14 protein-coding genes are annotated in these 13,888 nt (G+C 50.8%); 10 read left to right on the top strand and 4 right to left on the bottom strand.

Features of this window, described 5'->3' with window-relative positions; all coding sequences use genetic code 11:
- Positions 1 to 56 precede the first annotated feature (56 nt).
- The 7 genes from ACOJUN_RS16330 (at position 57) to trpC (ending at position 7,188) form a co-directional block, all read left to right on the top strand.
- The gene (locus ACOJUN_RS16330) at positions 57 to 1,088 is read left to right on the top strand and encodes an NADP(H)-dependent aldo-keto reductase (RefSeq protein WP_422132997.1); all 1,032 of its coding nucleotides are present in this window, start codon (positions 57 to 59) and stop codon (positions 1,086 to 1,088) included.
- A 245-nt stretch (positions 1,089 to 1,333) separates the two neighbouring features.
- Positions 1,334 to 2,011 (top strand): ribulose-phosphate 3-epimerase, encoded by a 678-nt coding sequence (rpe, locus tag ACOJUN_RS16325; protein ID WP_422132996.1) that lies wholly within the window; start codon positions 1,334 to 1,336, stop codon positions 2,009 to 2,011.
- Between the two features lie 91 nt (positions 2,012 to 2,102).
- Positions 2,103 to 2,789, top strand: a complete 687-nt coding sequence (locus ACOJUN_RS16320; protein ID WP_422132995.1) for a phosphoglycolate phosphatase — start codon at positions 2,103 to 2,105, stop codon at positions 2,787 to 2,789.
- A gap of 357 nt (positions 2,790 to 3,146) precedes the next feature.
- Positions 3,147 to 4,673 (top strand): anthranilate synthase component I, encoded by a 1,527-nt coding sequence (gene trpE / locus ACOJUN_RS16315; protein WP_422132994.1) that lies wholly within the window; start codon positions 3,147 to 3,149, stop codon positions 4,671 to 4,673.
- A gap of 1 nt (position 4,674) precedes the next feature.
- The gene (locus ACOJUN_RS16310) at positions 4,675 to 5,256 is read left to right on the top strand and encodes an aminodeoxychorismate/anthranilate synthase component II (protein ID WP_422132993.1); all 582 of its coding nucleotides are present in this window, start codon (positions 4,675 to 4,677) and stop codon (positions 5,254 to 5,256) included.
- 88 nt (positions 5,257 to 5,344) lie between these two features.
- Entirely contained in the window at positions 5,345 to 6,382 is a 1,038-nt protein-coding gene (trpD, locus tag ACOJUN_RS16305) for an anthranilate phosphoribosyltransferase (protein ID WP_422132992.1), read from the top strand.
- 2 nt (positions 6,383 to 6,384) lie between these two features.
- Entirely contained in the window at positions 6,385 to 7,188 is an 804-nt protein-coding gene (trpC, locus tag ACOJUN_RS16300) for an indole-3-glycerol phosphate synthase TrpC (protein ID WP_422132991.1), read from the top strand.
- Positions 7,189 to 7,533: 345 nt separating this feature from the next.
- Here trpC and ACOJUN_RS16295 read toward each other — a convergent pair whose 3' ends face one another.
- On the bottom strand, positions 7,534 to 8,013 hold the full coding sequence (locus tag ACOJUN_RS16295) for a superoxide dismutase family protein (RefSeq protein WP_422132990.1): 480 nt from the start codon (positions 8,011 to 8,013) through the stop codon (positions 7,534 to 7,536).
- 406 nt (positions 8,014 to 8,419) lie between these two features.
- On the opposite strand from ACOJUN_RS16295, the gene ACOJUN_RS16290 reads away from it, so the two are divergent.
- A complete protein-coding gene (locus ACOJUN_RS16290; protein WP_422132989.1) occupies positions 8,420 to 8,830 on the top strand; it encodes an OsmC family protein in 411 nt (136 codons plus the stop codon).
- Between the two features lie 17 nt (positions 8,831 to 8,847).
- On the opposite strand, the gene ACOJUN_RS16285 is transcribed toward ACOJUN_RS16290, so the two are convergent.
- A complete protein-coding gene (locus tag ACOJUN_RS16285) occupies positions 8,848 to 9,189 on the bottom strand; it encodes a histidine triad nucleotide-binding protein (RefSeq protein ID WP_422132988.1) in 342 nt (113 codons plus the stop codon).
- A gap of 81 nt (positions 9,190 to 9,270) precedes the next feature.
- Complete coding sequence (gene cysZ / locus ACOJUN_RS16280) at positions 9,271 to 9,999, bottom strand: sulfate transporter CysZ (protein WP_422132987.1); 729 nt, start codon at positions 9,997 to 9,999, stop codon at positions 9,271 to 9,273.
- Between the two features lie 364 nt (positions 10,000 to 10,363).
- Between cysZ and trxB the strand changes: the two genes are divergently transcribed.
- Positions 10,364 to 11,314 (top strand): thioredoxin-disulfide reductase, encoded by a 951-nt coding sequence (gene trxB, locus ACOJUN_RS16275; RefSeq protein ID WP_422132986.1) that lies wholly within the window; start codon positions 10,364 to 10,366, stop codon positions 11,312 to 11,314.
- A gap of 128 nt (positions 11,315 to 11,442) precedes the next feature.
- Here trxB and ACOJUN_RS16270 read toward each other — a convergent pair whose 3' ends face one another.
- On the bottom strand, positions 11,443 to 11,937 hold the full coding sequence (locus ACOJUN_RS16270) for a YhcB family protein (RefSeq protein WP_422132985.1): 495 nt from the start codon (positions 11,935 to 11,937) through the stop codon (positions 11,443 to 11,445).
- A 284-nt stretch (positions 11,938 to 12,221) separates the two neighbouring features.
- Between ACOJUN_RS16270 and zapE the strand changes: the two genes are divergently transcribed.
- Complete coding sequence (gene zapE / locus ACOJUN_RS16265; RefSeq protein WP_422137083.1) at positions 12,222 to 13,328, top strand: cell division protein ZapE; 1,107 nt, start codon at positions 12,222 to 12,224, stop codon at positions 13,326 to 13,328.
- Positions 13,329 to 13,888 lie beyond the last annotated feature (560 nt).

Genomic DNA, 13,888 nt, shown 5'->3' with positions numbered 1-13,888 from the left:
ATTGTAAATCCGGAGTTATTCTGCCATCAGGCTGAAACCCTTGGAGCTTGATTTCAATGGAATACAGAAAACTGGGGCGCACCGATATTAATGTCAGCGTCCTTTGTCTCGGCACTATGACCTGGGGCGAGCAAAATACCGAACAGGAAGCATTCGCTCAGCTGGATCGAGCTGTGGACTATGGTGTCAATTTCATTGACACTGCAGAAATGTATCCGGTACCGGCCAGGGAAGAAACTTATTCCCTTACAGAATCTATCATTGGCAACTGGATAAAGCAGCGTGGCAAAAGCAATGATCTGGTCATTGCCACCAAGGTCTGCGGCCCCGGCCTGACATATATAGACGGTGGCCGAATGATGACACCGAATCATATCCATAAAGCCATTGACGGCAGCCTGAAACGACTGGGCGTTGAGGCTATTGACCTTTATCAGCTGCACTGGCCTGATCGTAACACCAACTTCTTCGGAAAGCTCGGTTACGCTCACCAGCACGGCTTCGACGGGACGCCGGTAGAAGAAACACTTTCAGCCCTGGATGAACTGGTTAAGGTCGGCAAGATCAAACACTACGGCCTCTCCAACGAAACCCCCTGGGGCGTCATGGAGCACCTCCGTATCAGCAGCGAAAAGCACCTGCCAAGAGCCGTCAGTATTCAAAACCCCTATAATCTGCTGAACCGTTCTTTCGAGGTAGGTCTTGCTGAAATAGCCCACCGTGAGCAGGTCGGTCTTCTGGCATACTCACCATTGGGGTTTGGCGCTCTTTCGGGCAAATACATTGGCGGTGCGCGACCTGAAAACGCTCGATTAACGTTATTCCCTCACTACCAGCGCTATGACTCACCCCAATCTCGCAGGGCCATCGAGGCCTATGTACAGCTGGCAAAAGATTCAGGTCTGGACCCTGCTCAGATGGCACTGGCATTTGTCACATCCCGCCCTTTCCTGACCAGCAACATCATTGGCGCTACCAACCTGGAGCAACTGGAGAGCAACCTCGCTTCCAGTGAATTGCAGCTGTCAGAACCCCTGCTGGAAGAGATTGAAAGCATTCACACCCTGCAGCCGAACCCCGCCCCCTGATTTATTACACCCTTGTTCATCGGGTGTCAGCCTCAATGACACCCAACACCCCTGAAACAACGAGCCTCTTCCAGTGAGCAAAAGGTCAAAACACCGCAAAGCTTCAGGCACTTTCTGAAAGCACGACTCAATCTAGTCAGTCCACCTACTTGAAGGTGAATACTTTTTTGTTAAGAACTGACATCGGCTGGGCAAAAGTCTAAAATCCCCCACATTTCTGATCGGAACTCACCGGAAACCAAAACATGCGTGACTTTATTATCGCCCCCAGCATACTTTCGGCTGACTTTGCCCGTCTTGGAGAAGAGGTGGACAACGTCATTGCTGCCGGAGCTGACTGGGTACACTTTGATGTCATGGATAACCACTACGTACCCAACCTGACCATTGGCCCCATGGTTTGCAAGGCCCTGAGAAAGCATGGCGTTACTGCTCCCATCGATGTCCACCTGATGGTCAACCCGGTAGACCGCATAATCGGAGATTTTATTGAAGCCGGGGCCAGCATGATCACCTTCCACCCTGAAGCCTCTGATCATATTGATCGCAGCCTGCAGATGATTCGTGAAGGTGGCTGTAAAGCCGGTCTGGTATTGAATCCGGCAACCTCTCCCGACGTGATTGAATATGTGATCGACAAACTGGATATGATTCTGCTTATGTCCGTAAACCCGGGCTTTGGTGGCCAGAAATTCATTCCTTCGACTCTGCGCAAACTGCGCCATGCTCGCAAAATGATTGACGACAGTGGGCTGGACATTCGTCTGGAGGTAGACGGCGGCGTCGGTGTACAGAACATTCGCCAGATCGCTGAAGCCGGTGCAGATGCTTTTGTTGCCGGCTCAGCCATCTTCAATGCTGAGGATTATCATGATGTTATCAGCCAAATGCGGACAGAGCTTTCCAAGGCAGAATCCCTCTGAAGCTGTCCTCAGGGAGTAGAGTCGCCTGCTGACTCTGTTCCTTCTAAAACCTCGGCCTCTATTACTTCTTCCCTCTGGATATTTGAAAACAATGAAGTTGTTTGAATTATTGAGCAGTCCCGTTCGATTAATCATGTACGATCTTGATGGCACACTGGTTGATAGTGTTCCCGATCTGGCTATAGCCCTGGATAAAATGCTGACAGAACTCAACCTGCCTGAAGCTGGTGATGAAAAAGCCAGGCTCTGGGTAGGCAATGGTATTCCATCACTGGTCAAAAGGGCTCTGGCTGATGACATGATGGGTGACCAACCCGGTGTTGTTGAAGAAGGCATCTTTACCAAAGCTATGGAACGGTTCAAACACCACTACGCCATTGAAGTTGGCCAGCACAGCGCTCTTTACCCCGGCGTATTCACCTTCCTCAACCAGATCCACAAGGCGGGCGTCAAACAGGCTGTAGTAACCAACAAATCCGAAATCTTCACCGACTCACTGTTAAAGCATATGGGCATTGACCACTTCTTTGAACTCAGCATAGGTGGTGACAGCCTGAACGAGCAAAAGCCCCACCCGCTGCCCCTTCAGCACACCATGAAGCACTTTGGCTGTACTACGCAGAACAGCCTCATGATCGGGGACTCCAGCAGTGACGTAAAAGCGGCCAGAGCTGCAGATGTAAAAGTGGTGGGCCTTCGCTACGGCTATAACCATGGAGAGCCGATTGAGTCTGCACACCCGGACCTTGTTATCGATAGTCTGACGGATTTGCTATGAAATCTGACCCTGAGCCTGACAGACTGCCAAACTGCAAAGACTCAGGGGAGAGGCAATAAACTACACAATTCAGTAGTCCCAGTGTTTGCATTAACCCTTGCAGTCATATAGTCTTCAACTCTTACTCATACAACTGCGCCCAGAATAATTGCGGAGCCAGCAGTGATAGCAAGTCATTCAGAGACATACATCAATATAAGAGCCACTGAACGGTCAGTGAGACCTTCCACCCCTACCTCAAAGCTTTCCTCCCGGCGATGGCATGGCTGGCCCTGCGCCTGATTAAAAAGCCCCAACTCAGCCAAAACCCTGCGTTTTTTAGTACTTTTTAAACAGCCTGATAATAAAGAGGCCAGTATGACGCCTGAAGCTTTTTCTCGTCTGGCCCGCGAAGGATATAACCGTATTCCTGTAACGCGGGAAATCCTGGCGGATCTGGACACACCCTTGACCACTTACCTGAAGCTGGCCAATGGTCGCTACTCATACCTGCTTGAGTCCGTGGAAGGCGGAGAAAAGTGGGGACGCTACTCAATGATTGGACTACCGTGCAGAACCATACTCCGGGTGTCAGGCTACAACCCCGACTGCAAGGTCACACTGGAAACCGATGGCCAGATTGTTGAAGAGCATAACCCGGAAGATCCTCTGACCTTTATTAAGCAGTTTCAACAGGGCTACAAAGTGGCCGAGCTGCCTGATCTGCCTCGCTTTACCGGCGGACTGGTAGGCTACTTTGCTTACGACACGATCCGTCATATTGAAGAACGGCTGAAACGAACAGCGCCAAAAGATGAGCTAAACAACCCGGACATCATGTTGATGGTTTCTGACGAACTGGTGGTATTTGACAACCTCAGTGGCAAGTTGATTATGGTGACCCATGCTGACCCGGCAGAATCTGCTGCCCTGGAAAAAGCAGAGTTTCGACTGGATGACCTGGTGCGGAGACTGCAAACGACCAATCTACTGCCACCGGCACAGGCTTCACTGAACCCTGCCCGGGAAAATGATTTCAAATCCGGTTTCGGTCAGGATGCCTTTGAAGCTGCAGTAGAAACCATCAAAGAATACATTCTGGCCGGAGACGCTATGCAGGTGGTTCCATCCCAGCGCATGACCATTCCTTTTGACAGCTCACCCCTTAACCTTTACCGGGCTCTGCGCACTACTAACCCATCCCCCTATATGTATTACATGGATCTGGGTGATTTTCATGTCGTAGGCTCATCACCTGAGATTCTTGCCCGTCTTGAAGACGGTGAAGTCACCGTCAGACCTATTGCAGGTACTCGCAAACGCGGTGCCACCGAAGAGCGGGATAAGGCACTGGAACAAGAACTGCTGAATGACCCCAAAGAACTGGCAGAACACCTGATGCTCATCGACCTGGGAAGAAACGACGTTGGGCGTGTAGCTAAAACAGGCAGTGTCAGCCTGACCGACAAGATGATCATTGAACGTTACTCTCACGTTATGCATATCGTATCGAATGTCACCTGTCGTTTAAAAGACGGTATGGATGCCATGGACGTGCTCAAAGCGACACTACCAGCAGGTACACTCAGTGGCGCACCGAAAGTACGTGCCATGGAAATTATTGATGAACTGGAACCTGTCAAGCGCGGGGTTTACGGCGGAGCAGTGGGTTATCTGGCATGGAACGGCAACATGGATACTGCCATTGCCATTCGCACTGCCGTGATCAAAGACCGCAAACTCCACGTTCAGGCTGGTGCGGGCATTGTCGCCGACTCAGTTCCCGAAATGGAATGGAAAGAAACCATGAATAAGGGGCGAGCCCTTTTCAAAGCCGTTGCCATGGCTCAGACAGGTTTGTCTGCTGCTTCCAGCAGCCAGAAGCAGACAGGGGAGCGAAACTAAGATGCTTTTAATGATCGACAACTACGATTCGTTCACCTGGAATCTGGTTCAGTACTTTGGCGAACTGGGTCAGGAAGTGGCAGTGCATCGTAACGACCACATAACTCTGGAACAGATCCAAACCCTAAACCCGGAACGTATAATTATTTCACCCGGCCCCTGCACACCCAATGAGGCCGGTATCTCCATGAAAGCTATTGCTCACTTCAGTGGCAAAAAGCCTATTCTTGGTGTCTGTCTGGGACACCAGAGCATAGGCCAGGTCTTTGGTGGCAAAGTAGTCCGGGCCCGGCAAGTCATGCATGGAAAGGTCTCACCTGTTTATCATAAGGGGCTGGGGGTGTTCACAGGCCTTCCCAACCCGGTCACAACGACCCGCTACCACTCACTGGTTGTTGAAAAAGAGAGCTTGCCAGACTGTTTTGAAATTACCGCCTGGACCCAGCACGAAGATGGCAGCATGGATGAGATCATGGGGATTCGCCACAAGACTCTACCCCTGGAAGGTGTCCAGTTCCATCCGGAATCCATCATGACCGAACGAGGCCACGACATGCTGGAAAATTTTCTGAAGCAATCCTGAAGCAATAAAGCCTTTGGTGACAGAAGCCAGGCCATAGACAACAGACATTCAGACGAACGATTGAGAACACCGACTGGAGCCAGATTACATGAATATTAAAGAGGGCATTTCCCGCGCTGTCAGCCATCTTGACCTGAGCCGTGACGAGATGATGAGCATCATGCGCGACATCATGACAGGCCAGTGCACCAATACCCAGATCGGCTCATTCCTGACCGCCATGCGCATGAAAAGCGAAAGCATTGAAGAAATTACCGGGGCTACCCAGGTACTCAGAGAAATGGTTACTGCGGTTGAAGTTAACGCTGACCACCTGGTGGATATTGTCGGCACCGGTGGAGATGGTGCACACCTGTTCAATGTATCAACAGCTTCCTCGTTTGTCGCCGCCGCCGCCGGTGCCTCTGTTGCCAAGCACGGCAACCGGGGAGTATCCAGTTCCAGCGGCAGTGCTGACCTGCTGGAAAGAGCAGGCATTCAGTTGGACATCAGTCCTGAACAGGTAGCACGCTGTATTGAACATGTGGGCGTAGGCTTCATGTTTGCTCCGGCTCACCACTGTGCCATGAAAAACGTTGTCGGTGTCCGCAGAGAGCTTGGCATAAGAACCTTCTTCAACATCCTGGGACCTATGTCCAACCCCGCCAGTGTAAAAAACCTTGTCATCGGTGTGTTTACCCGTGAACTCTGCCGCCCTATGGCCGAGGTTCTGCGCGAGCTGGGCAACAAGCACATCATGGTCGTACACTCTATGGATGGTCTGGACGAAATCAGTATCGCCAGCGAAACTTTTATAGCTGAGCTGAAAGATGGCGAAATTCATGAATACGTGATCAAGCCAGAGAACTTTGGCATTGAATCCCGGAGCCTGATCGGGTTGAGTGTAGAAGGTTCCGGGGACTCACTGGCGCTAATCAGGGATGCCCTGGGTAAACGGGAAGGCGAATACGCCAGCAAAGCGGCAGACATGATCGCGCTGAACGCTGGTGCGGCCATTTATGTTTCCGGTGTCGCCACCAGTCTGCAGGAAGGGATAGCCATGGCACAGGATGCTATTGCCAGCGGGCTGGGCCTGGAAAAAATGCGTGAGCTGGCCAGCTTCACACAAGTGATTGCGGAGGGGTAACAATGTCTATGCCAACCATCCTCAACACAATTGTTGAGAGAAAACGTGAAGAAGTCGCAGAGCGTCAGGCAACACTGTCCATGCAGGAGGTTATTACCAGAGCCCGTCACACTGAAGAGTCCCGTGGCTTTGCCAAAAGCCTGGAAGCCCGGACAGAAGCCCGGCAGGCAGCGATCATTGCCGAAATCAAAAAAGCGTCTCCCAGCAAGGGGGTGATTCGCGAAAATTTTGATCCGGCCAGCATTGCCCGGAGCTATGAAAAAGCGGGCGCCAGCTGCCTGTCCGTATTGACTGACAGGGACTTTTTCCAGGGTGCTGAAAGCTACCTTCAGGAAGCCCGCTCAGCCTGTGCCCTGCCTGTTTTGCGCAAAGACTTTATGATCGATCCATGGCAGATTTATGAATCCCGCATGATTGGTGCAGACTGCATCCTGCTGATCGCTGCCTGTCTCACAGACGGTGAACTTCAGGAGTTCAGCAGTACTGCCCTGGACCTGGGGATGGATGTTCTGGTAGAGGTCCATGGTGCCGATGAGCTGGAACGTGCTTTACCTCTGGAAGGTACATTGCTGGGCATCAATAACCGAAACCTGCATACTTTTGAAGTCACATTGGACAATACGTTCTCTCTGCTTACTGAGATTCCGGAAGGCAGAAAAGTGATTACAGAAAGCGGCATCCATACAACAGAAGACGTGGATAGTATGTTTTCGAAGGGTGTAAACAGCTTCCTGGTCGGTGAAGCATTTATGCGTCAGGAAGATCCGGGTGACGGGTTGAAAAAACTGTTTAGTCAATACCTTTAACGCCTTAGATTGAGGACCAGCAGCCAAGATCAAACTGTTTTCTACCCAGGCATCAGAGGCTGTCGCAATACTGCCTCCAGCCCCCAGGAGCCTGTCGGACTTAAGACTGTCCTACACGGCAACTGCTCCTGCGTTGCTCTAGCTCCTGCATCCATGCAGTCGTGCGGTTGCGATAAATTGGTCTAAAAATCCTTGTTTCTTCGTCAAATAGCTCGCTACTCCCCTCAGAAACAGAAATTTTTATCCTCAATTTCTTGCAATCCTCGCTACGGACGCTTAAGTCCGACAGGCTCCTGGCCCGGGTTTCGTCTGCTCAAGCAGAAGCTCTCAAAGCCCAACGGATAACTACTTGATGACCCCGCAGGCAATCCTTGAATCGGCGCCTTCTGGCGTGTTATTGCCAATGACAGCAGTGCCGGAGTGGATAACCAGCGAGCGCTCTTTCAGATCAGTCAGTTTCAAATTCTTGGCAACCACCGGAACTGTGGCGAAGCCCTTGTCGTCTACATCAAGCATGGGCAGATCATCAAGAGCACCTCCGGCTGCCAGGGCCGCCTGCATCACGTCATTTTTGGAGCCCGGTTCGCAGCTGGGGTTTTCATGAACACGGAAACCATGCTCTCCGGGCGGCAGGTCATAAAGATTGGGTGTCAACTGCACCCCTCCTCCGGAGGCTTCAGAAACAGTCACTGTTCCCAGTTCTGCTCCTACACCGGAAGGAGAAACCTGATTCACCATGACCGTATAGCTTTCATTGGAGGTACAGGCAGAAAGCATAGCTGCCACGACTACTACACCCGATAGCGCACTGACTTTATTGAACATGATTGCCAACTCCAGGAGAAATGGGATTGTAAAACAGCAATATAGCCATGCTTATTCGGGTTTACTTAATACAGTGCCTTAAAAAACAGGCTTTTTATGGTTTTATTCCAAAAAAACTCATTGACATTCCCGACCGTTATTATGTTGCTTCCGACTCACCAGCATCACGTTTCTTATCAGCCAGAGCCGTTATGGCTCCTGCTCACAGAGCGTACATTAACAGGATGGTTAGCCTGACATCCTGCTGCTGAGGTAAGATAGCGGCTTGATACCCATTGGATTTGGATAAAAGACGATGGGGATATTTTTCTGGCTGCTCTTATGAAGCCTCCACCCCAAGCTCCCGACCTTCAAAGCTTGTGGGTTTGAGACTGAGAGCCCTCTTCAAGAAAGGAAAGACGCTGTAATGAAAGCACAAGTCAAATGGGTGGATCAGGAACGTTTTCTGGGACTGACTGACAGTAATAACTCCGTTGTCATGGACGCAGATAGAGCGGTTAAATCCGCACCCAGCCCAATGGAACTGATCCTGATGGGCCTGGGTGGCTGCTCATCTGTTGATGTGATCGGTATTCTGAAAAAAGCTCGCCAGAAGGTCGTTGACTGCCACGTCGATATTCAGGCTGAACGTGCCGACTCTGTACCTGCTGTCTTCACCAAAATTCACCTCAACTTTGTCGTTAAAGGCACCGCAGTAAAAGAATCCCATGTTGAGCGTGCCATAGAGCTGTCTGCAGATAAGTATTGCTCGGTTGCCAAGATGCTGGGTAAGGGTGATGTAGAAATCACCCACAGCTTTGAGATTATTGAAGCCTGAGTCACAGGCATGGCTCGTCAGCCCGGAGGCCAGCTCATCTGACGACCACCAATCAGGTGGAGATGAATGTGGTAAACCGACTGACAGCCATGACTATTACAGTTCATCACCGTTCTGTAGCCGTCTTCGGCAAAACCTTCATCTTTAGCGATCTGACTGGCCACCAGCGCCATTTTCCCCAAAACTGCCTGATCTTCCGGAGTGGCATCGTTAAGTGTTGCGATATGCTTCCTGGGAATGACCTGAACATGAACGGGGCCCTGGGGATTGATATCCCTGAACGCAAGAACATCGTCGTCTTCGTAGACCTTGTCGACGGGGATCTCCCCTTCGACTATCTTGCAGAAAAGACAGCTCATTAATTGACCTCCGGGCCTTTGAGTCGAAAAACTGAATTAAGCCTATCATCAGATTCCTTAGCCCGAAAGGCTCCTGTTGCACTACTCAATCCTGTCTTCCCAAAGCAGCGTCGATCCTACGACAGCAGCTGGCATGACCAGCAAGTTGACAAAAGGAATCAGCATAACCAGAGTGACGGCTGTACCAAAACCCCAGACGTAATTTCGATCCTGCTTCAGACGTTCCAGCATATCATTAAACGACACCCCCCTGTTGTCCGCAGCATAGTCACAGTATTGGATCGACATCATCCAGCTGTTGAACAGAAACCAGAGCACAGGGGTGACGAGGTTCACCACGGGAATAAAGGATAAAATTAACAGAACCACAGCCTTGGGCAGGTAGTAGATGAGTTTTCTGACCTCCCGGCCTACGGCTCTGGGTAACAGGGTCAGCCAGTCTTTCAACTCGTATTCCGGCAGGTCTGACTTGCCATGAAGGTTCTGAACTTTTTCGGCAAGAAGCCCATTGAAGGGTGCCGCGATAAAGTTCCCAACGATGGTAAAAGTAAAAAAGACCACTCCCAGCATGGCCAGGAATAACAGAGGCCAGAGCAGGAATTCAAGGAAAGACAGCCAGTCAGGCAACCAGTTAAGCAGCTGCTCCATCAGCACGCTCATTTGCTGAAGACCGAAATAGATCAGGAATCCAAACACCAGAATATTAACGGTCAGGGGAATCAAGACAAACAGGCGGATGGCCGGATCGGGAAGATAGGATAGACCCTTGAGGAAATAACCGGGTCCACTTCCCGGTGCAGGCGATGGCATGGCAGAGTTCCTTTTATTGATGTTAAGTACCTAACCAGTTGGTTTCGCATATTCTGGACGGCGGCTTTTTCCATCCTTCTGCGTTCCAACTCTAGTTGCGTAGCTATGGCTACGCGCCCGTCGTTGCGCCTTGAAGGATGAAAAAATCCACTCGCCAGAATATGCGAAACCAACTGGCCAGGTACTTACACAACTGCTGACAATTGGCAGTGAAGTTAATGACGAACAAAGGCCAATCGCTGAAGAGATTCTGGTTCTCGTCAGCACAAGCCGTTATTATTCACACAGTTTAACGAATTATGAAGCCTTTACCGTCAGAGATTTTCTTTGTCTCTGACAGTCATTCCTGAACGAGGAGTAAAATGTGAGTGAAGCCAAGCACGTCCAGCTGCTGATTCTGGGTTCCGGTCCTGCAGGATATACAGCTGCGGTTTACGCTGCCAGGGCAAACCTGAAGCCGGTTATGATCACTGGTATGCAACAGGGCGGGCAGTTGACAACCACTACCGACGTGGACAACTGGCCAGGAGGCCCCGAAGGTCTTCAGGGACCCGGCCTGATGGAAGATATGCGCATCCATGCAGAACGCTTTGGTACCGAAATCATCTTTGATCATATCGAAGAAGTCGATCTGAGCAAGAAGCCATACACCCTGAAAGGTAGCGATACCTACACCTGTGATTCCCTGATTATCAGCACGGGTGCCAGCGCCCGCTACCTGGGCCTGGACAGTGAAGAAGCCTTCAAGGGCAGAGGGGTTTCTGCCTGTGCCACCTGTGATGGATTCTTCTACAAAAACAAGGACGTCGTGGTAGTGGGTGGCGGTAATACTGCTGTCGAGGAGGCCCTCTATCTTTCCAACATTGCAAAGAAAGTGACACTCATTCACCGTCGCAAGGGTTTCCGTGCAGAAAAAATTCTGCAGGACAAGATGATCGACCGGGTAGAAAACGGCAACATGGAGCTGGCCCTTGACGCCACATTGGATGAGGTACTGGGAGATAGCATGGGCGTGACAGGCGTTCGCATCAAGGATGTGAATACTGGCGAGACCCGCGAAATCAACGCTGAAGGCTGCTTCATTGCCATCGGCCATACACCGAATACCGGTATTTTTGAAGGCCAGCTGGAAATGAAAGACGGCTACATTAAAGTCAACAGTGGTTCAGAAGGCAACGCAACACTGACTTCCAAAGAAGGCGTATTCGCTGCGGGTGACGTTATGGATCACGTTTACCGTCAGGCTATTACCTCTGCCGGCACTGGCTGTATGGCTGCCCTGGATGCTGAAAAATACCTTGACTCTCTGTCCTGATCACAGTGCCCCGCCATTGAGGCTGTCGTAAAGCTCTGCATACTCTCAGGCCGTTTGGGTCGCGGCCCGGGAGCGGAGGGTGGAGTCTTGCGTCGGCTTCTGTTGTCGGCTTGCAGGCTTAAGAGAGATCAGGAGGTTTTCTGGCTACTCACCGCCTCTTGAGCTTCAGTTGTTACCATGAAGTCTTCAGACAGGGTGCCTTTCTCATCCGGAGCTGTCGTCTTGGGTGCATAGTCCAGCGGCTGCTCCAGAGGCTTCGCACGTTCGTTATGACGCTTGGGAATCTGACCCGACAACAGAGCTGTGCTGCTGATCAGAGAATCACTGAGCTTGTTCTTGACTCTGTCATCGCTACACAGTGAATCGGCTCCGTTAGCCATATGCTCATAGACATCTTTATAGCTGTCCGTCAGCTTGTTGATCAGGTGAGCCGTTGTGTTGAAATGATCGGCTACGTTATCCTGATACTGCTTGAAATCAGCTTCCAGTTCGATCAGCTGAGCTTCCATTTTGCCTCGATCCGAACGGGGGCCTGCCAACAGATGATACAAAAGTGCGCCACCGGTCATACCCGCCAGAAATGCCAAACTGCCTAAAAACCAAAGTACATTCACATTTTCCACAGCATCGCCTCATTGGGTGGAACATTTCACGTCCTTTATTGCTGTCAAAGTTATAATCTTTTATGCGCAAAGTATAGAGCGGTTGTGTAACATCGGGATGCCAAAACATACCTTGTCCTGCTGAAGCCGGAAGGATACATTGTGCTCCGTTATTCCAGACTGCGGCAATGATGGCAGCTCGACTTATGCCTGCCGATACAGGAATGGGCCGGAACTGTTTCAACAACCCTGGAAATGACACCCGTAAACAACGGACCTGGTGAAATAACAACTGTATGACTAGCATGACCCCGGAATCTCGTTACCAGCAGGACTTAAAGAAAGACAGCTTCAGCTATGACCCGGCTCAGGAAGCAGCGGTTCAGCATCTTCAGCGTCTTTTTGATCAGCTGACCGCTGAAGCTCCCCGCAACTCCCTGCTCAGGCGCATCAACCCTTTTGTCGGCAAAGAATCCCATACTGTTCGTGGACTCTACTTCTGGGGAGGCGTTGGCCGGGGCAAAACCTATCTGATGGACACCTTTTATGACTGCCTCCCGTTCTCCGAGAAAAAACGCATGCACTTTCACCACTTCATGCGCTGGGTTCACGGTGAACTGAAAAAGCTGTCCGGAGAAAAAAACCCCCTGGATAAAGTGGCAGAAATACTGGCTGCCGAAACCCGGGTCATCTGCTTTGACGAGTTCTTTGTCTCAGACATCACCGACGCTATGCTTCTGGGTGGACTCTTTGAGCAACTTTTTCAAAGAGGCATTACACTGGTAGCCACTTCCAACGTGGTACCCGATCAACTCTATAAAGACGGCTTGCAAAGAGCCCGATTCCTGCCAGCCATTGACCAGATAAAAGAGCATACCCTGGTGATCAATGTTGATGGTGGCACCGACTATCGCCTGCGCCTGCTGGAAAAGGCAGACACTTACTTCAGCCCTCTGGGAGCGGAAGCTGATCTGCACTTGCAGAAAACATTCGATGACCTTGCACCAGACATAAGTCACTGCAGGGAAGCCGACGTCATTGAGATAGCGGGCCGAGCCATCAACAGCGAACGCACCTGCGAAGACATAGGCTGGTTTAGTTTCGGGGCACTCTGTGACGGTCCAAGAAGCCAGAACGACTACATAGAGCTGGCCTGCCTTTACCAAACCGTCATTCTCGAAAATGTACCCCAGATGGGCGAGAAGAAAGACGATCAGGCCAGACGTTTCATCAACATGGTGGACGAATTCTATGACCGCAACGTCAAGCTCATTCTGACCGCTGCAACGCCCTTGCCTGAACTCTATACCTCCGGCAGGCTGAACTTTGAATTCCAGCGCACCATCAGTCGTCTGCAAGAGATGCAATCCAGAGAATACCTGTCGCAACCGCACGACCCGATTTTGTCATAAAACAGAGTATTGGGCTCAAATGAGCATGCCCTCGAGCCATGCATTTTGAGCCTGAAACCAGTCCGGGCATAGCTGTCATGCATAACTGAATATCCTGTCTATACTCCCCTCCCGGAAAGACATCGAAAAGCCAATGAGGCAACAGATAGCAAGCTGCCATCTATGTTGTCTTCTGTCTGGTTTTGAATGCGATCAGGACAGCCATAACGTGAAGGAATGTATTAATTTAATACGCTAAGTACTCAGCCATACGGAATCGAATATTTCTGGCTTATTGGGCAGGTGCTCTGCAAGGCGCAACGACGGGAACATAGCAAGCTATGTGACCAGAGTTGCAACGCATCACGACTGCATGGATGCAGGAGCTAGAGCAACGCAGGAGCAGTTGCCGCGAGTGCCTGAACAATAAGTCAGAAAATATAATTTCGTATGGATGAGTACTTACAACAATGCATCAGATGTCTTTCTTACACATACACCATGCAAGCTTTTTATTAGCGCCACGACCTGTTCCCGGAAAAGCAACGTGAGATTTGCGAGGGCATTGATTGCTGATTACC

This window comes from Endozoicomonas sp. ALD040 (assembly GCF_049275945.1).
Taxonomy (GTDB): Bacteria; Pseudomonadota; Gammaproteobacteria; order Pseudomonadales; family Endozoicomonadaceae; genus Endozoicomonas_A.
Note: the sequence above shows the minus strand (reverse complement) of the source record. Positions and strands in the feature narration are given on the sequence as shown.